Annotated in this window: 17 protein-coding genes; 7 read left to right on the forward strand and 10 right to left on the reverse strand. The window is 32.5% G+C overall.

Features of this window, described 5'->3' with window-relative positions:
• Window positions 1-81 precede the first annotated feature (81 nt).
• The 6 genes from IAI10_RS22095 (at window position 82) to IAI10_RS22120 (ending at window position 4,341) form a co-directional block, all read left to right on the forward strand.
• Window positions 82-573 carry a DUF2975 domain-containing protein gene (locus tag IAI10_RS22095; protein ID WP_315675487.1) on the forward strand — a complete coding sequence of 164 codons (492 nt, stop codon included), beginning with the start codon at window positions 82-84 and terminating at the stop codon, window positions 571-573.
• Window positions 574-593: 20 nt separating this feature from the next.
• The gene (locus IAI10_RS22100; RefSeq protein WP_315675488.1) at window positions 594-800 is read left to right on the forward strand and encodes a helix-turn-helix transcriptional regulator; all 207 of its coding nucleotides are present in this window, start codon (window positions 594-596) and stop codon (window positions 798-800) included.
• A gap of 73 nt (window positions 801-873) precedes the next feature.
• The gene (locus tag IAI10_RS22105) at window positions 874-1,758 is read left to right on the forward strand and encodes a radical SAM protein (protein WP_315675502.1); all 885 of its coding nucleotides are present in this window, start codon (window positions 874-876) and stop codon (window positions 1,756-1,758) included.
• Window positions 1,759-1,867: 109 nt separating this feature from the next.
• The gene (locus IAI10_RS22110; RefSeq protein ID WP_315675489.1) at window positions 1,868-2,017 is read left to right on the forward strand and encodes a hypothetical protein; all 150 of its coding nucleotides are present in this window, start codon (window positions 1,868-1,870) and stop codon (window positions 2,015-2,017) included.
• A 160-nt stretch (window positions 2,018-2,177) separates the two neighbouring features.
• Window positions 2,178-3,479, forward strand: a complete 1,302-nt coding sequence (locus IAI10_RS22115; RefSeq protein ID WP_315675490.1) for a helix-turn-helix transcriptional regulator — start codon at window positions 2,178-2,180, stop codon at window positions 3,477-3,479.
• 394 nt (window positions 3,480-3,873) lie between these two features.
• Entirely contained in the window at window positions 3,874-4,341 is a 468-nt protein-coding gene (locus IAI10_RS22120) for a hypothetical protein (RefSeq protein WP_315675491.1), read from the forward strand.
• A 113-nt stretch (window positions 4,342-4,454) separates the two neighbouring features.
• Here the strand turns inward: IAI10_RS22120 and abc-f are convergent, their stop codons facing one another.
• The 9 genes from abc-f to IAI10_RS22165 all read right to left on the reverse strand — a co-directional run bounded on the left by abc-f (window position 4,455) and on the right by IAI10_RS22165 (window position 16,435).
• Window positions 4,455-6,191, reverse strand: coding sequence for a ribosomal protection-like ABC-F family protein (abc-f, locus tag IAI10_RS22125; RefSeq protein ID WP_315675492.1), 1,737 nt, complete (start codon window positions 6,189-6,191; stop codon window positions 4,455-4,457).
• Between the two features lie 338 nt (window positions 6,192-6,529).
• Window positions 6,530-7,048 carry a GNAT family N-acetyltransferase gene (locus tag IAI10_RS22130; RefSeq protein WP_315675493.1) on the reverse strand — a complete coding sequence of 173 codons (519 nt, stop codon included), beginning with the start codon at window positions 7,046-7,048 and terminating at the stop codon, window positions 6,530-6,532.
• Between the two features lie 3 nt (window positions 7,049-7,051).
• Window positions 7,052-8,035, reverse strand: coding sequence for a GMP reductase (gene guaC / locus IAI10_RS22135; protein ID WP_315675494.1), 984 nt, complete (start codon window positions 8,033-8,035; stop codon window positions 7,052-7,054).
• Between the two features lie 101 nt (window positions 8,036-8,136).
• Complete coding sequence (gene hflX / locus IAI10_RS22140; RefSeq protein WP_315675495.1) at window positions 8,137-9,942, reverse strand: GTPase HflX; 1,806 nt, start codon at window positions 9,940-9,942, stop codon at window positions 8,137-8,139.
• 494 nt (window positions 9,943-10,436) lie between these two features.
• Entirely contained in the window at window positions 10,437-11,678 is a 1,242-nt protein-coding gene (locus IAI10_RS22145; protein ID WP_315675496.1) for a HAMP domain-containing sensor histidine kinase, read from the reverse strand.
• A 15-nt stretch (window positions 11,679-11,693) separates the two neighbouring features.
• On the reverse strand, window positions 11,694-12,392 hold the full coding sequence (locus tag IAI10_RS22150) for a response regulator transcription factor (RefSeq protein WP_315675497.1): 699 nt from the start codon (window positions 12,390-12,392) through the stop codon (window positions 11,694-11,696).
• Between the two features lie 50 nt (window positions 12,393-12,442).
• On the reverse strand, window positions 12,443-14,935 hold the full coding sequence (locus tag IAI10_RS22155) for an FtsX-like permease family protein (RefSeq protein WP_315675498.1): 2,493 nt from the start codon (window positions 14,933-14,935) through the stop codon (window positions 12,443-12,445).
• A 21-nt stretch (window positions 14,936-14,956) separates the two neighbouring features.
• Window positions 14,957-15,643, reverse strand: a complete 687-nt coding sequence (locus IAI10_RS22160; protein WP_315675499.1) for an ABC transporter ATP-binding protein — start codon at window positions 15,641-15,643, stop codon at window positions 14,957-14,959.
• A 147-nt stretch (window positions 15,644-15,790) separates the two neighbouring features.
• On the reverse strand, window positions 15,791-16,435 hold the full coding sequence (locus tag IAI10_RS22165; RefSeq protein ID WP_315675500.1) for a hypothetical protein: 645 nt from the start codon (window positions 16,433-16,435) through the stop codon (window positions 15,791-15,793).
• Between the two features lie 187 nt (window positions 16,436-16,622).
• On the opposite strand from IAI10_RS22165, the gene IAI10_RS22170 reads away from it, so the two are divergent.
• A complete protein-coding gene (locus IAI10_RS22170) occupies window positions 16,623-16,955 on the forward strand; it encodes a hemerythrin domain-containing protein (protein ID WP_396334418.1) in 333 nt (110 codons plus the stop codon).
• A 41-nt stretch (window positions 16,956-16,996) separates the two neighbouring features.
• Here the strand turns inward: IAI10_RS22170 and IAI10_RS22175 are convergent, their stop codons facing one another.
• Window positions 16,997-17,557 (reverse strand): YdeI/OmpD-associated family protein, encoded by a 561-nt coding sequence (locus IAI10_RS22175; RefSeq protein ID WP_315675501.1) that lies wholly within the window; start codon window positions 17,555-17,557, stop codon window positions 16,997-16,999.
• Window positions 17,558-17,789: the final 232 nt, after the last annotated feature.

The following is a 17,789-nucleotide window of genomic DNA, read 5'->3' on the forward strand; positions in this document are numbered from 1 at the left end:
TGTTTTAAATCAGTGTAAAAATCAACACTGATTTAAAACAGAGCCAAAAATAAAATATATTTGGAAAGAGAAGTGACAACATTGAAATATTATGGTAGAAGATCATTGTCTCAGGTATTAAAAATAATTTTGGATATTTTGCTGCTGCTAGGTGCAGCTTACTTTATAGAAACCTTATATCAAGCCTTTATATTAAAGGATAAATTAACTTCATTAGAGCTTTTATCAGTATTTCTGCTTCTTATAGTGGGCTGCTCTTGTGTATTTATCATTGTAATAAATATAAGAGCTATAATGAATAGTTTGGTTAAAGAAAATCCTTTCACAAGAGAAAACGTGAAGGCTTTAAAGAGAATGTCAGCTTGTAGCATAGTGGTAGCTATATGTTATATAATAAATCTTATAATAAATTTTTCTAGCGGACAGTATAAGCTTATTTACATAGATAAGACAGGAATTCATACAGATATGGAGTTTCTGATATTTCTTTTTGCCGGACTATTTATTTATGTTCTAGCCAAGGTTTTTGAAAATGCAGTAGAAGTAAAAGAAGAAAATGATTATACAGTATAAGGTGGAGAGGGAGTTTTTGCATGCCTATAATAGTTAATTTAGATGTTATGATGGCTAAAAGAAAAATGTCTTTAAATGATCTAGCTGAAAGAGTAGGTATTACTAATGCTAATCTTTCTATATTAAAAAATAATAAAGCAAAGGCTATAAGATTTTCAACCTTAGAGGCTATATGCAAGGAGCTAAATTGCCAGCCAGCGGATATTTTAGAATTTGCAGAAAAATAATATATGACGTGCTGTTGTCATATATTATTTTTTATACTTAGATTAAGCATAAAATGAAAGCGGGGGATTAGAAATTAAAACAGTACCTGCAAAAACTATTATTTCAAGCTATGATGCTAAGGGTGGTTGGTATGGCAGCAACTACAATATGAACATATATAGGGGCTGCTGTCATGGCTGCATCTATTGTGACAGCAGAAGTGCTTGCTATCATATAGAGAACTTTGATGAGGTTAAAGCTAAAGAAAATGCCTTAGCTTTAATAGAGAAGGAACTAAAAGCTAAAAGAAATAAGGGTATTATAATAACAGGAGCTATGAGTGATCCATACAACCCCTTTGAAAAGGAACTTAAACTAACTAGAGGGGCTTTGGAGATAATCAATAGGTATGGTTTTGGAATAGTTATTGATACAAAGTCTGATCTTGTGGTGAGAGATATGGATTTACTTTTAAAGATAAAAAAGCATTCTCCTGTGGTGGCTAACTTTACAGTTACCACAGCAGAGGATGAATTATGTGCTAAGATTGAACCAAATGTAGCAGTATCCAGCAAGAGATTTGAAGCTATGAGAAAGCTTTCAGAGGCAGGCATAATGACCGGACTGCTGCTCATGCCCATACTTCCCTTTATAAATTCTGACACTGATAATATTAAAGCAATAGTAAATAAAACTTATGAATGCGGCGGAAAATTCATTAATCATGGTTTTGGAGTTACCTTAAGGCAGAATCAAAGGGAATATTTCTACAATAAATTGGATGAAGCTTTTCCAGGAATCAAAGAAAAGTATTATAAGGCTTTTGGGGATGCTTATTATTGCAATCCTTTAAATTATGCTTCCTTGGAAAAGGTATTTAGACAGGAATGCAAACGCCTAGGCATAATATATGGCATGAAGAATATTTCTAATTTTATAAGACAAGGATATGAATACGAGCAGATAAGTTTGTTCTAAAGCATTGCAAAAATTAACACTGGTTTGAAACAGATGACTATTGATTATAAATGCAATATGTGTAATAATTGGATAAAAAGTAATATATTTATTAATAAAGGGAAAATTTATGGGTATTAAGTTTGTTTTAGGGATAATGTATTATTTGTTTATATTATTTGTTTTTACAAAAGTTTTTATGGCAGCAGCAAATTTTATAGGCAAAACAATTGGCTTTTCAAAAGCTATTGAATGGATGATGACAAAAATAAAAAAGTAGTCATATAAAAAGGATATGCGAGGAATAAATTAACAGATTAGTAAAATATAATTGAAATAATGAAAAAATGTTAAAAATTTCTTTTTACGCTCGAAATACTTAACAAATTATACCATTAATGTTATAATTGTTACATTAAATTTTGGGTGGTGAAAAATAGGTGGAATGCTGTAATGTAATCCCTATAGGAGACAAGCTTAGAAGACTTAGGGATAAATACAATTTAAATCAGGATGAAATTGTTGGAACTGACGTAACTAGAAACTTAATAAGCCAAATTGAAAATGGAAAAGCCAAACTAACTAGAAGTACAGCAGAAATTATTATGTCACATGTAAAAGAAATACTAAATAAAAGGAATATGACGCCGGACATAGACATAGAATATTTACTAGAGAGTGAAGAAACACAGGCAAATAAGATTCTTGATGAATTTATTGAAGAGCTTAAAAATTCCATATCAAATAATGCTACAAGCGTTGTTGATACACTTAAGCAGGCAGAGGAATTTATGCTTAAGTGGGATTTTATTGATAAAAAAATACGCATATGCGAGTTAGCAGGTGACTATTTTTATAACAATAATGATTTTTACAAAGCTTCAGTATATTATGAGAATGTAAAATGCCTTGTGAATTTGAATATGGATATGGTTCTATTAGTTCCTGTATTAAAAAAGCTATCAGAAACATATTTTTATATAGGAAAATATCAGGAAGGAATTGATGTCTGTGATTATGCAATAGATAGATTTCCTAAGATTGATAATGGATATAAAGCAGGTTTTTTATTTAATAGCAGCCTTTATTATAATTATATGAAGGAATATGAAAAATCCATAAGATTTATAGAGGAACTCCAAGGAATACTCAATAAGGATTCAGTTGAAAAATACATTAAGATATTATTGTTAAAAGCATCATGTTTGTATCATTTAAAACTTTATGATGAAGCTTTAAAAATTTATGGAGAGCTGTTAGAAGTTACTCCTAATGATGATTATGGTCATAAAGCTATATACTATAATAATCTCTCGGATATATATATAGAACTTGAGAAACTTGATAAGGCTAACGAATATTTAAACATGGCTTTGGAAATTATACCTGATATTTCTATGGATTTTGACATGTTACCACAGATGCATTTAGATATTGCTAAAAGATATACTAAGTTGGCACAACGTGAAAATACTATTAGCTTTCTTAAAAAGGCTTTAAAATTGGCTAAAGATTTTAGATATTCTTTTGTGGTTAATGATATTCTTGTGGAATTTCTACATATATCTCATTGTGAAGCAGAAATTGATATTAAAGATGAATTTATTGAGTTAGTAAGAGAGCTAGGTAGTATTAATGATTTATTATTAGTAAACATATTACAATATTTTGCAGCATTAAATGATACTAATTCAGTTATAGAAATATGTGAATTCTGTAAAGGATATTTAGAAAATATTTAAGAAATATACATATTTATTTGAAGGAGATGTGAGTAAAGTGTTTTTCAAAAATAAAAAGTTTTTTTCTAGAGTTTTGCTACTTTCAGTGATAGTTGTATCTGTTAGCTTACCAATCATTCATATATTAAGCGATGTTCCTGGTACTCCATGGGGAAACTAATATATGAGAGTTAAGTTGCATATAATGAAAGAAATAAGTTTGAAAGTTTGTGAATAAAATGTGTTAAAAACATAAAAAAACAGCAGTAATAGCCTATATTATTGCTGTTTTTGCTATATACATAGTCAGGTATGAGCTTTGAGTATATTTAAAATGAATTGCAAAACTGAAACAAAGGCAAAGGTGTAATTTGTATATACTCTGAGCTGACATTTTAGCAGAAGGATGTGTAAGATGAATAGAAGATACCTGTGTATTATTTTTGTTATTCTTATTTTGATGGCAGGTTGTTTTTTACATAGTAAATCTTCCGAGATGCCTTCGCAGCCTCCCACAACCATTGTAAAATATAAAGACAGTGTTATTCCCACATCTATTGGAGAGCACAACTGGATACCTAAAAATGGAGGTAGCAGTTATGAAACTGGGGCAGATTATGAAGTAGGGGAATACACTAGTGAAATTAACGCAAAGTCTGGAGATACAATTACTATATCTGTACCTTATAATCCCTTAAGCGTTGAGATGTATCAATTATTAAATCGAAATGATCAGCGTATAGGATATTCACTCACTAAAAAGTATAAGGAATATATATTTACTCTGCCAAGCAAAAGGGGAGATTATGTCTTTGAGGTATTTGCAAAGTGGGATTCAGATAGGCATAATACAGCCACTATCTTCAAGGTTTTTATAGAATAATTATTTTTATATAAAATTGTAATTTGTAGTTGAGTTAAGAAGTAAAAATTAAGAAGTAAAAGATATGGTTAAATTATTACCGTTTCACTTTTACTTCTTGTCCACTAAATAAATTATAATTTGCTTCTATAGAGTTTTAGCTCCTTAGCCTTATTTAGAAACTCTTCCTCCAGAGCTTTCTTTTCTTCTTCCTCTAACTTTTCGTTAAATTTTCCACCTAAGAAGGCAAGCTTGCACTCAAGCCTTATTATTTCTGTTTTTATGCTTTGACGAGTTTGGGCTTGATTTTTTATATTGGAAGCTTCTTTGCTCTTTTCTTGGTAAAACTTATAATCACCTGGATAGGTTGATATATTTTTATTCTTAATTTCTATTATCTTATTGGCTATGCTGTTTAAAAAATATATATCATGAGATACAAATATTATACTACCTTGGAATTGTCTAAGTGTATCCTCGATTTTTTCTTTAGACACTATATCTAGGTAATTAGTTGGTTCATCTAGTATAAGCAGGTTTGCTCCAGATAAAATAAGCTTTGCAATAGCTAGTCTACAGCGCTCTCCCATGCTTAGAACTTTAGCGCTTTTAAATACATCTTCCCCCTTAAAAAGCAGACTAGCTAGAAGATTTCTTGCGTCTGCCTTATCTGCTCCTTCACTTAACAGGTTTTCTAATATATTTTTGCTGTAATCTAAAACCTCAAGCTGCTGAGAAAAATAGGCTGTTCTTATAGAGGGATTTATATTGACTTTTCCTTGAAAGTCAGAATCTAAGCCTGCCAAAATCCTTAAAAGAGTTGTTTTTCCGCTGCCGTTTTTTCCTAAAATGCCTATTTTATCCCCTTTTAAAATATTAAACGAAGCTTCCTTAAATATAGGCTTTTTATCATAATTTTTGTTCAAGGCTTTAACGCGAATAATGTATCTAGGCAGCTTTAAATTTAATATATTTTTGTTTATTATATCAAAACATGGACTTTTTTCTTCTCGGGGTATGTCTACTTTATTAGCTTCAAGCCTTTTTAACTGCTTTTCTTTAGAACGCATAATGGATATCTGCTTTTTTGCTTTAGCTCTCAAGGCATCATTTTGCCCAGCAGCAGCATGAGCCTTAATAAACCATTCTTTTCTTTCATTTATAACTTCTTCTAAATGAAAAATAGTTTTTTGCTGTTTATCATATTCTTTAAGCTGATTTTTAAGAGCTATAGCCTTTTGCTCTTTATAAGCAGAATAGTTTCCTGCATATTCCTTAATGCCTTTTGAGGTCATTTCCCATATTTTGTTTACTGTGTTGTCAAGAAAATATCTGTCGTGGGAAATTATAAGCATAGTTTTCTTGAACTTATTAACAAGCTTTTGAAGAACAGCTTTACTTTCAATGTCCAAATGATTAGTTGGTTCGTCCATTATAAAAAAATCAGCCTCTTCTAAGAAGAATTTCACTAGCATTAGTTTGGTTTGCTCTCCACCGCTAAAGCTCAGCAGGGGTCTGTCTAGCTTTTTATCAGTTAAACCTAAATCTAGAAGTATAGCTTTTAGTGAGCTTTCTTCAGAAATTTTACTTTTATAAACAATATCTTGAATTGTTTTATCAGTGAGTTCTTTAGCCGCGCTTTCTGAAAAATTTTGATTGAGAAAAGCGATAGGCTCTTTGGCGGGAATATAATTGATTTTTCCGCCATCCAAGGCTTCCAAGCCCGCTATTATTTTGACTAAAGTGCTTTTACCTATGCCATTGCTGCCTATAAGACCTATTTTTTCACCTTTGAAAATCTTACCGCCAATATTCTTTAATATTTCTTTACCGTTATAAATTTTACTTATATTTTCAAAATTTATATTCATAAAATCATCTCCATTTCGTATATAAGAGATGAAGGTTATAGAATATAGCCTATATAAAAAGCTGCGACTTAAACTAAATCGCAGCTTTCAAAATGCAATGCAAGCTAAAGCCACTAAAGAAAAGTGACTTTATCAACAATTATATAAAACACAGCAAAATGAAAAAAGCTCTAGTTTTTAACCATCATCCCTAAAAAAGTGCATAGTTGTCCTATGACCTTTTTTAGACAACTATTTAATTAGTCTATAGTTAAAAATCTATTGCTCATTTCACACCTCACATTTTAAGAATCAAAATTCATATCCTTATATTATAATATAATCTATGATATTCTATGTCAATTTCTAAGCTCCCAATAAATAAGCCCATTATTTCTATTGACTTCTCTCATTCCAACCTTTTCAAGTATTCTTGCAGAAGCTTTATTATCTAATAAGCAGTCAGCCTTAATTATCTTTACGCTAGGGTGGGAGAGCGCCCAATCAACTATTGCCTTTAATGCCTCAGAGCCTATTCCTTGTCCTCTTACATTCTCTACTAAACCATAGCCTATTTCAACTTCACCTTTTTCATCTGGTTTTCCATGAAAGCCTATGTCTCCGATTATGCTCATGCTTTCTTTTTTTACAATCATCCAGAATTCAAAGCCTGTAGGAATTTTATCAATGGATAAAAATTTATTTATAATAGGCAGAATATCAAGAGTATCATTCGTAGGCCAATTATCATCAGCAGTAATTCCAAGTTTTTTTATTTCATCAATGCTTCCATTTAGAAGAGAACTAGTAATTTCGTAAGTCACAGGTATTAATAGGAGATTTGAGGTTTCTATATTGTTTAAAATAATAACACACACCTTTTAATATACTCTATCGCCATTGAATATTGAGTTCTTAACTATAACATAATCCACGTTACGTATAGCATCTAATTTGTTGCCGCCAGCATAGGATATAGAAGATTGAAGATCCTGCTGCATTTCTACTAAAGTATCCTTTAAAGAACCCTTGAATTCAACAAACATTTTCTTGCCTTCAACATTCTTTTTTTCGCCTTTTTGATATTCAGAAGCTGAACCAAAATATTCTTTATATTTTTTGCCGTCTTTTTCGATAGTTTCTCCTGGAGATTCCTCATGACCTGCAAATAGGGAACCAATCATAATCATGGAAGCACCAAATCTGATAGATTTAGCTATATCTCCGTGAGTACGAATGCCGCCATCTGCTATGATAGGCTTGCTGGCAGCTTTTGCACACCAACGCAGGGCAGCTAACTGCCAGCCTCCAGTTCCAAAGCCAGTTTTAATTTTTGTTATACATACCTTACCTGGACCTATACCAACCTTTGTGGCATCCGCACCAGCGTTCTCTAATTCTCTAACTGCTTCAGGCGTTCCAACATTTCCTGCTATGACAAAGCTTTCAGGCAAATGCTTCTTTATATGCTTAATCATTTCTATTACTGCATTGGAATGACCATGAGCTATATCAATAGTTATATATTCTGGAGAAAGCTTTTCAGCTGCTAGCTGTTCTATAAATGCATATTCCTCAGGCTTAACTCCAACGCTGATAGAGGAGAATAAGCCTCTAGAATTCATGTCTTTTATAAAATCTATTCTCTTTTCTGGCTGGAAACGGTGCATGATATAGAAATATCCGTTTTCCGCTAAATAAAGAGCTATTTTTTCATCTATAATAGTCTGCATATTTGCTGGAACCACAGGTAATTTAAAATTACGTCCTCCAAAATTTATGCTTGTGTCACATTCAGATCTGCTATTTACTATGCATTTTGCTGGGATAAGCTGTACGTCTTCATAATCAAATACATTTTCCATAAATTACACTCCTAAACACGAATATTTAAATTAAAATGTACAATAATGTTTGTACATTTGGTAGTGTACAGTTTTTTTATTACTCTGTCAAATGGTAAGAATCAGGATAATTCAAAATTTACATATCTGTTATATATTTCTTCTTGAATTAGCGCCTTTATCCTTGTTCCATCCTCGGTATAATCCTCTTTAACCACATTAGCACTCTCATGAAGCAGGGAAATGAGCTTTTGCTCACTGTAGGGTATTATAAATTCTTTTTCTAATAATTTATTTGGGATTTCTCTTCCTATCATTTCAAGTAATTCCTTCAAATTTATTTCCTTAACAGCGCTTACTTCCATGATTTTTTCACCCTTTAAGAAATTTCTTAGCGCTTGTAGATTTTCTAAACCTGCCTTATCTATTTTATTTAGAACTATAATAGTATTTTTATCCTGGGCATTAAGCTCCCTGATTACCTCATTTACTGCTTCTATTTGGTTTATGGCATTTTCATTTGAAGCATCTATCACATGTAAGAGCAAATCTGCTTCGGACAGCTCTTCTAATGTGGATTTAAAAGCTTCTACCAGCTCGTGAGGAAGCTTGCTGATAAAACCTACAGTATCTGAGAGAGCAATTTTTCTATTATCGGGAAGGGTAACTGCTCTGACAGTAGTGTCTAAGGTGGCAAAAAGCATATCTGCCTCTAAGACTCCTTCTTTGGATAAATTATTAGATTTGGATATTTCACATATTTTGTTTCTCAAGGTTGATTTACCAGCATTGGTATAACCAACTATGGCAACTCTGTTTATATTATTCTTTGTTCTTTTAGTTTTTTGCACTGCTCTTTGCTTTACTACTTTTGAAAGTTCAGCTTTTATTTCTTCTATCCTTTTTTCTATGTGTCTTCTGTCACTTTCCAGCTTCTTTTCACCAGGACCTCTTGAGCCAACGCCGCCTTTTAAACCGACGCCGCCTTTTATCCTTGAAAGATTAGCATTTGCATCTCTAAGTCTTGGAAGCTTATGATTTAGCATGGCAAGCTCTACCTGCAGCATACCTTCTCTGCTTTTAGCACGCCTTGCAAAGATATCTAAAATTAGAGTAGTTCTATCTATAACTCTGCATTTTATTATTCTTTCAAGATTTCTTACCTGAGAGCCAGAAAGTTCGTCGTCAAAAATCACTAAATTCGCACCTGTCAGCTGCCTTAAATGAGAGACCTCCTGAACTTTACCCTGGCCAGTATAATAAGCTGAATGAATTCGATTTGTTCTCTGAAAAACAGTGTGAACTACTGAAATATTGCAGGCTTCTGCAAGACCCTCAAGCTCTTCCAGGCTTTCTTCGGTGTCTGTGCCAGCTAATATTGCTCTTTCTACATCATCATCCTCGGGCTTTACACTTATTAAAGCTTTTTCAGCATAAGCTGTCTTGTCTTTGAAATCTAATTCTAAGCAGGCTTCTAAGCTAAGGTTTCTAAGCTCCTTATAGGATAGGGCACTATTATGAACCTCTATTAAACCTATATTTATATTTACATCTTCTATATTTTCTTTAACTCCAATAGCTGCAATGGCATCCAATTTTAATTCCATCAAGGCTGAAGTATCCATAGAAGAAAGGCGGCTGTCACCAGAAGGGTGAGTATGAATCACTCTAAAACCGCTTAATTTTTTGTCCTTTACTTCCAAGGCAGGGATTTCAGCACTGCTTACCTTACCTATGGATATTCCTGTTATTTTACCGCGTCTGTTAATAACCACGCATAGTTCCTTTTTTATTAGCTTAGTAATTTGATTCATTTCAGTAACTAATTCATAAGAAAATATGCTGTCACTGTCTATGGTTAATTCATATAAATTTTCTAATCTATCAAGTATTACGAATGTAATTCCGTTAGTATTTCCTGTTATCATAAAATCAACTCCTATCATTAACATTATTTCATTTGGTTTTTTAAGCTTTTACTGAATTTCATTTTGGATATCAACATCCTTTTAAAATATAGCCTTTATTTTAAACGCATTTGAAACTCCTCCTAATATAAAAAGCCGCATTACAGTGATATAACATATCATTGTTTGCGGCTTGATAGCTAAAAATAAAAACCGCAGAATTTCTCTGCGGCAGCAATTACAATTTTAGGTTTTAAATACAACAAAACCGCAGAGTAGAAGTCTGCGGTAATAAAAATCACATATTCAATGGAAGTTAATATATTTATCTATTGACAGCAGACTGTATATTTAATTGTTCAATTGCTTTTAATCTTAATTTAAAAATTAACATTTCACAGTCTCCTTTCAAGAAATTCTAATATATTCCATGACCTCATTGTAAATCAAATTTAACTAGTTGTAAATACCTTTTTAAGATATTTTTATGTTAGGACATCCTTTTTAAACATAGACTAGTATTTATGAAAGATTATTGTAAAAGCAGTCCCTTCACTTAATTTGCTTTTAGCTTCTATTATTCCGTCATGGGCTTCAATTATAGATTTTGATAAAGCTAGCCCTATGCCTACAGAAGCATTCTTTCTTGAAGCAGGGGCTTTGTAGAATCTCTTAAATATGTTTGGAAGATCTTCTTCCAGAATTCCTTCTCCTGTGTCTTCTATAATAATTTTAATACAAATAGGAGTTTCTAGAGTTTTAATAGTTATTTTTCCTTCAGGAGGAGTATGCTCAATAGCATTTTTTATTATATTTATAAACGCTTCTTCAAGCCATGGTCTATCATGCTGAAAAATTATTTCATTGCCTTCTTGGAAAAATATATTTACTTCAGCGCTGATGGCTTTTGAAGATAGGGCAGCTATGGATTCTTCAATGGTTTCATTTAAGCCTTGCTTTACTTTGAAAAATTCTATGGCTGCAGCATCAAGCTTTGCTAGCTTTAGTATGCTCTGTATAAGCCAGTTCATCCTATCCAGCTGTTTTTCATTGCTTTCTAAGAATTTTTGGCTCTGCTCTTTGGACAAATTTTTAGTGAGCATTATTTCGTTGTATACCATCATTGAGGATAAGGGAGTTTTTAGTTGATGGGATATATCTGATAAAATATCCACTAAGAATTGTTTCTCTTTTTTTAATTCGCTTATTGTGCTTCCTATGATGTGCTTCATAGAGTTAAAGGAGACTGCAAGCTTTGACAGGTCTCCTTCTCTATTTTCATTTAAATTTATATCAAAATCTCCCTCTATAACTTTTTTTGCACCCACAGTTATAGCTCTCAACCTTTTATAGAAAAATGTATACTGCAGATAATTCAAGATAAATAAAATTACTGTCATACTAATAAATATTGCTAAGACTGAGTAATTGTTTTTGCTTGCAGTATCCTTCATGTAAGGGAAAAATTCATTTTCCAAAGTATCTGTTATACCATAGTCGCTTAATAGCTGCTGACCTTTTTTTATTTCCTCAGCAGTAGGCTGCTTGGTAACCAGCGGAATAATATCCTTCTCAAGCTGAGGGTTTTTATCTAAAATTTTTGAAGTTACAGCACCTACAGTGTTTATATAATCTCGTTTTAGATTGTCATTATATATTTTCATAAAGATAAGCGTACTGGTTAAGAAGAAGAATGAAATACATATTAGGATAAGTGAGCTTAATCTAAGCTCTGGATTTATATAATATTTTTTCATAGTTTTATCTCCTTATCACAGAGGAAGGACTTCTTTGTTCCACTTATAGCCCATTCCTCTTTGAGTGATTATATATTGAGGGTTTTTAGAGGTATCTTCTATTTTTTCTCTTATCCTGTTAATATAAACAGCCAAGGTATTTTCATCGAAAAATACTTCTTCTCCTTCGATGAGCTTTTCCAATATCTTATCTTTTTTCATTATAATTTCTGGATTATTTATAAATATGAGCAAAAGCTTGTATTCCTGAGCAGTTAAAACTATTTCCTTTCCATCTTTGCTTACTAGAGCACTGGAGGTATCTACAATTATATTTCCGCTCCTAAGCCTTGTTTTATTTATAACATTTTTGCTAGCTCTTCTAAGTAGCACCTTAACTCTTGATAGAAGCTCCCTTACTCTGAAGGGTTTGGTTATATAATCATCTCCGCCTATTTCAAGTCCAAGAACTATATTAACTTCCTCATCTAAGGCGGTAAGAAACATTATAGGCACATCGCTTGTCTTTCTTATTTCCTTACAAAGCTCATAGCCGCTGCCATCGGGAAGATTCACATCCAGTATTACGAGATCTATGTGGCTTTCCTTAAAAGCTTTTCTGCCATCGCCAAGAGTAGGAGCTACTAGAACCTCATAACCTTCGTCCTTAAGAGTAAATTCCACGCCAAGAGCTAAGGACTCATCATCTTCCACTAATAAAAGAGTATTAGCCAAAATTTTCACCTCATTTACATACTTAAATCTAATAGTAATTATAGCAGTTTTTACTCTTCTCTTATAGCTTCAATCAAATTTGCTTTTTTGATTCTGGAAAGAGGAGATAGCACAGCCAAATAGCCTATTATTAGGGAAGCTATTAAAGCTATGAGCATGGCTTGCCAAGGAAAGAACCACTGTATATTATTTATTTCAGAAAAACCAATTTTTAACCCATATGCTAATGCTAAGGATATTATTGAGCCGTATATGGTTCCTACAATGGAGTACAGCATGCCTTCCAATATAACCATCTTTTTTAAGCCCCTTTGAGTTAGACCTATGGATTTTAATGACGCAAATTCTCTTCTTCTTAGGATTATACCTGTAGTAAGAGTATTTACTATATTTACAGAGCTAATCAAGGCAATTACAGTTATGAATCCATATATAAGTATCTCAAGCATAAGCTCTGATGCTTTTGTTCTTCTGTTGCTGTCAATTTGATTATATAAATTTAAGCTGGCATCCGATCTAAGCACTTCCTGAAGCTGCTGCTCTACAGCTTTATCATTATTTACATCTTTTATCTTTATAGAGAGATCCTCAGGGGAAATATCCTTTTTTTCTGTTAAGCTTTTAATAACCTTGTCCGTAGTAATGAATTTTAATCCTCTTTGAGAACCTAAAAAGTCAAAAGGAGAGTCAGATATAATAGCTAGTATCTTTACAGTTTTTACCTTACCTTTTCCAAATTCAGTTTGATATTGGGTAGAATCAGCATATTGAACAGGAAGCTCATCTCCTACTTTAAGCTCTGCAGTAGAACCTATATATTTCTTAGAACCTGTTGAGTCTGTATAAGTAGAGCTTTTCTTAATTAATATTACACCATTTTCCTTATCTAAATCGTCTTTATTTATAGCTCCATCTATAAGGTGCTTCTTGGCTTCAGCAAGAGCGTTAACATCATATATTGTCATACTGGAATTTATGAGAGCTTTCTCGCTGCCTTGGTAAGAGAACTTCTTATACAGATCTTTTACTACTTTGGCTTCTTTTATTTCCTTGCTAGGATCAATTATGGAATCAAAATCATAGTAAGGGTAATCTTCATATACACTATCCACTGAATCTAAGGAACGGATTTTATCAGAAATAGAGCTTAAATCTGTTTTTGACATATTTGAACTAATATTGCTGTAAAGAGTGAAACTTATATTTCTAGAATTGTTGGGTTCATTGGTGCTGGTTAGAGACATATCTATAAAGGCTTTAAAGGTAACAAATAGAACAACGCTTATCACAATGGAAAATACGGTTATTCTGTACCTCTTTCTATTTCTTTTTATATTTTTGGCAGCTAAAGCACCTTCAAAACCAAATATTTTTCTTATTATTAAATTGTTACTCTTTTTTATTTTTCCTTTTGTTATAGCTGTTCTGCTGCTGATAGCCATAAGAGGGGAGATTCTTCCAGCAAAAATAGCTGGTATGAGGGCTGAAATATATACGCAGATTATTCCAATAAGCAGGCTTATAAATAAAACCTCAGGATCTATAACCAGCTTTGTGGCAATTACAGAGTCCTTACCTATGATTTTAAACAGATAATTGATTATGGACATTGCTAACACACCCAGTATTATGCCCAGAGATACCCCTGTGAAGGCTAGAATGCTGGCTTCCTTTAGCACTAAGTTTCTTATCTGCTTTGGAGTGGTGCCTACAGCTCTTAAAAGTCCGAATTCCTTCATTCTTTCAACTACGCTTATCTGAAAGGAGTTGTATATAACTGCTATGGTGGCGATAACGACTATACCTATGACTATAGAGAGTACTATACCAATGCCTCTGTTTAGTGAATTGTTACTTCCAGCACCCTCCAAGGAAAGAAGAGCACCATTTTGGTTTACATTATCTTTAGTTGATAAGCCTTTTAGTTCTGATACAGCTTTTCTTAAATTAGTTTTTGAACTTATCTCCACTAACAGAGAAGAGTTTAGCTTCGATAAAGAATTATCCTTAACAAGTATTCTAAGATTATTTTGCATTTGAGCTGTTATAGAATTTTCTAATATGCCTACAAGCTTATAGCTGCTGTTGTTGATTTTTACCATATCTCCTAGTTTTGCATTTTTATCAATGTATTGAAGGGTCCATCTTTCCACTGCAAATTCATTAACATTTTCAGGCATTCTGCCTTCCTTAAGCTTAAAAGGCAGCAAATCCAAAGCTTTATTTGTAGCAACCAATTTATCCAGTTTTAAATTCTTACCTAAATTTATCGTTTCTGCAACTTTGTAATAGCCATAACGACTTACCTTTGGGTTATTTGTAACCTCAGAAAATAATTTATCATCTGTATTTTTAAATGCAATATGGTAAGAACCGTAATTAGCCTTTGCATTATCTATTTCGGTAGCCTGCATACCCTTGAAAAATAAGCCAATGGTGCAGATTAAGGCTACTGATAATATTATTCCTGTAAGCGTCAAAAGGGCTCTTTTTTTATTAGCTTTTAAATATTTCATTGTTATTTGCTTATAGCTAGTTATCATTGTTTTCACCTCCTTTTCCCATTAACTGTTTTTTAAATATTTATCAGAAACTATGACGCCGTCTTCTATATTTATGATTCTATCTGCCATGGAGGCGATATTCACATCATGAGTTATTAATATTAGAGTCTGGTTATATTTCTTAGCAGTAAACTTAAGCAGGTCTATTACTTCCTTGGAATTCTTGCTGTCTAGGTTTCCTGTAGGTTCATCTGCTAATATTATAGAAGGTTTGTTAAGAAGAGCTCTGCCTATGGATACTCTTTGCTGCTGTCCTCCTGAAAGCTCGGAAGGAAGATGAGTTTTTCTTTCAGTGAGTCCTAATAGAGAGATAATCTCGTCTAAATATTTCTTATCAACTTTTTCATTATCTAAAAGTGCTGGAAGAGATATGTTTTCTTCCACATCCAATACAGGAATGAGATTAAAAAATTGAAATATGAAGCCTATTTTTCTTCTTCTGAAGATAGCCAGCTTTTCTTCTTTATAATCATATATGCTTTCGCTATCTATTATAACTTTTCCGCTAGTAGGCATATCTAGTCCGCCAAGAAGATGCAGAAGCGTACTTTTACCTGAACCGGAAGCTCCTACTATCGCTGCGAACTCTCCTTTGTTTACAGATAAATTTATGTCCTTTAAGGCATCTACTCTGCTATTGCCAGTACCATAAACCTTGTTTAAATTTTCTACCCTTAATATTTCCATTTATAAAATTTCCCCCTTTGATATGTTGTCTTGTTTACAATATAATTATAGTTTTGATTTTGAGGACACTCTATGTCTATCAGCTTACAAAAAGAAAGTTATCTTACAAATCTGTAAGATAACTTTCTTTAACAAGGTTTATAGGTCTTATGAGAAATAGGCTAAACGTATTATATCTGTAGGTCTTCTATGATTCCAAAGAAGATCCAAATCTATTTCATGAAGTTCCCCATAGGTGGAAACCGCTATATAATGCTTTTTGTGTTCATAATTAAGCTTTAGGTTTAATATTGTCATCCAATGCCAGGTATAATCATCTAATTCTTTTACAGGATGCTTAAGCACTAAGATTGCAATAGGAAGTTTTTCATGCAAAGCTTCTGAAATGAAATCTAGAGCTTGATGCATGGTGGCATTTTCTTCTAAAATATGAGGCGTTAGTGTCAGTTCCTTGCTTTTACAGAAATCTTGAACATTGTCTACAAATTGGGTTACAGAAGTAAGACCAAAAGGGCCTGGCTTCACATAATCGCGTACTTCCTGCAAATGCTTCGTATAATCTTTTTTGTTTATAACACCTTCATAGGGGTATAATTTAGCATATTTATCTGGCTTAAATTTAGCAAGATAAGCGGTTATATTAGCGGCAGCCACAGGTCCGCAGCCACTTAACTTATGCATCTTTTTAGTGAACCAGTACTGATTTCCACCGCAATGGATAGCTTCAGCATCATAGATTGAAAGCTGAATTCCTTCAAAATCAGAATACTTTGGGATTATAAAATCTTCCATTGTAAACTCCTTTCTGCATAAAATGCGCAAATCCAAAAAGAATACTAATAAATACTTGGAGCCCTGAGCATCACAAAATTCTAATGTAGGATTCTTTATATTGTAATTATTAATATACAATATTTTAATAGGGAAGTAAATGAAATAGGTTATTTCTGTAACTTTTGTTACGGAACTTTATTTACTAATTTGCTATAATTATGGAGAAAACCTAGATAAACTGGTTTTTCACATGAACAATTTAGCTGGGAAATTAAGAATACATCTTAATTCAGAAGATAAATTTCTCTATCCTAATTTAGTGAATGGAGAGGATATGAAGCTTAAAGCCTTAGCCAATGAATACATAGAAGACATGGGAGGCATTTTTAATCAATTTTCGGAATATAAGAATAAATTCAATACTAAGAGCAAGATAAAAGATAATAATAAAACTTTTCTGCAGGAGACAAGACTTATAATAGATAAAATAAAAAAACGTATAGATAAAGAAGAGAATGAATTATATAAATTGATATAAGAGTAAAAAGACAAGCATCTTCAAAAGGCTTGTCTTTCTGTCTACATTGGCTTCTTATTTTCGTTTAGGCGTTGTACTATCTGTTCCAATCTTTTCTTTTTAGTTTCTTCGGCTTTAGCGCTTAAATAATGAGCAGCATAGGTTCTTCTTACTGATGGGGACATTTTTTGAAAATTGGAAAAAGCAGGCTCTTTTCCACTTAGGACCTCTACTAAAATAGAAATTTGCTCCTCAGTTATTGGTGCAGCTTTAGCAGTGTTCCAGGCTCCAGATTTTTTTGCTTCTTCAATTACAGCTAAACCTCTTTCTGTCATTAAATTTTGATCTATAAGTTTAGAAACAGTATTTTTGTTTTTTTCTGACCATTTGCTTCCTTTACGTCTAGGAGTGAATTTTTTTATGTATTTTGTTTCATCAAGGCTGGTTATTTGACCATCAATCCATCCAAAGCACAAAGCTTCCTCTAAGGCTTCTTCCGCAGTAAGTGTTTCAATCTTTCTGTTTTTTCCAAAAATCAACCATATTCCAGCATTGGTTGTACTGTTTGAGGTAAGCCACTCCCTAAATTCTGTTCTTGTAGAAAATAATAATTGTTCACACATAAATTTAACCACCTTTGATACGTGAAAATATTAGTAAAAGGCTGTATTTTAATCTTAGGTTCTGTTTTAAATCAGTATTGATTTTTCACTGATTTAAAACTTCCTTTAGTTCGGGAGGCTGTGTTTTAAAATGTTGATATTATCGTTTGAGTTCTAGGAACTCTTAGGGATTGCGACTTATAATTGGCGTAATTTTGCCCAGGACGGGCAAAGCAATTTTAGCGCCATGGAC

It is taken from the genome of Clostridium sp. 19966, assembly GCF_032335695.1.
Taxonomy (GTDB): Bacteria; Bacillota; Clostridia; order Clostridiales; family Clostridiaceae; genus JACTOJ01.

What these genes read in the sequence shown, in the direction of transcription:
- IAI10_RS22165 (WP_315675500.1), bottom strand. Translation starts at nt 16,435, where the DNA reads ATGGAAGATTTTATAATCCCAAAGTATTCTGATTTTGAAGGAATTCAG.
- IAI10_RS22175 (WP_315675501.1), bottom strand. Translation starts at nt 17,557, where the DNA reads ATGTGTGAACAATTATTATTTTCTACAAGAACAGAATTTAGGGAGTGG.
- IAI10_RS22160 (WP_315675499.1), bottom strand. Translation starts at nt 15,643, where the DNA reads ATGGAAATATTAAGGGTAGAAAATTTAAACAAGGTTTATGGTACTGGC.
- IAI10_RS22155 (WP_315675498.1), bottom strand. Translation starts at nt 14,935, where the DNA reads ATGATAACTAGCTATAAGCAAATAACAATGAAATATTTAAAAGCTAAT.
- IAI10_RS22120 (WP_315675491.1), top strand. Translation starts at nt 3,874, where the DNA reads ATGAATAGAAGATACCTGTGTATTATTTTTGTTATTCTTATTTTGATG.
- IAI10_RS22145 (WP_315675496.1), bottom strand. Translation starts at nt 11,678, where the DNA reads ATGAAAAAATATTATATAAATCCAGAGCTTAGATTAAGCTCACTTATC.
- IAI10_RS22110 (WP_315675489.1), top strand. Translation starts at nt 1,868, where the DNA reads ATGGGTATTAAGTTTGTTTTAGGGATAATGTATTATTTGTTTATATTA.
- hflX (WP_315675495.1), bottom strand. Translation starts at nt 9,942, where the DNA reads ATGATAACAGGAAATACTAACGGAATTACATTCGTAATACTTGATAGA.
- abc-f (WP_315675492.1), bottom strand. Translation starts at nt 6,191, where the DNA reads ATGAATATAAATTTTGAAAATATAAGTAAAATTTATAACGGTAAAGAA.
- guaC (WP_315675494.1), bottom strand. Translation starts at nt 8,035, where the DNA reads ATGGAAAATGTATTTGATTATGAAGACGTACAGCTTATCCCAGCAAAA.
- IAI10_RS22100 (WP_315675488.1), top strand. Translation starts at nt 594, where the DNA reads ATGCCTATAATAGTTAATTTAGATGTTATGATGGCTAAAAGAAAAATG.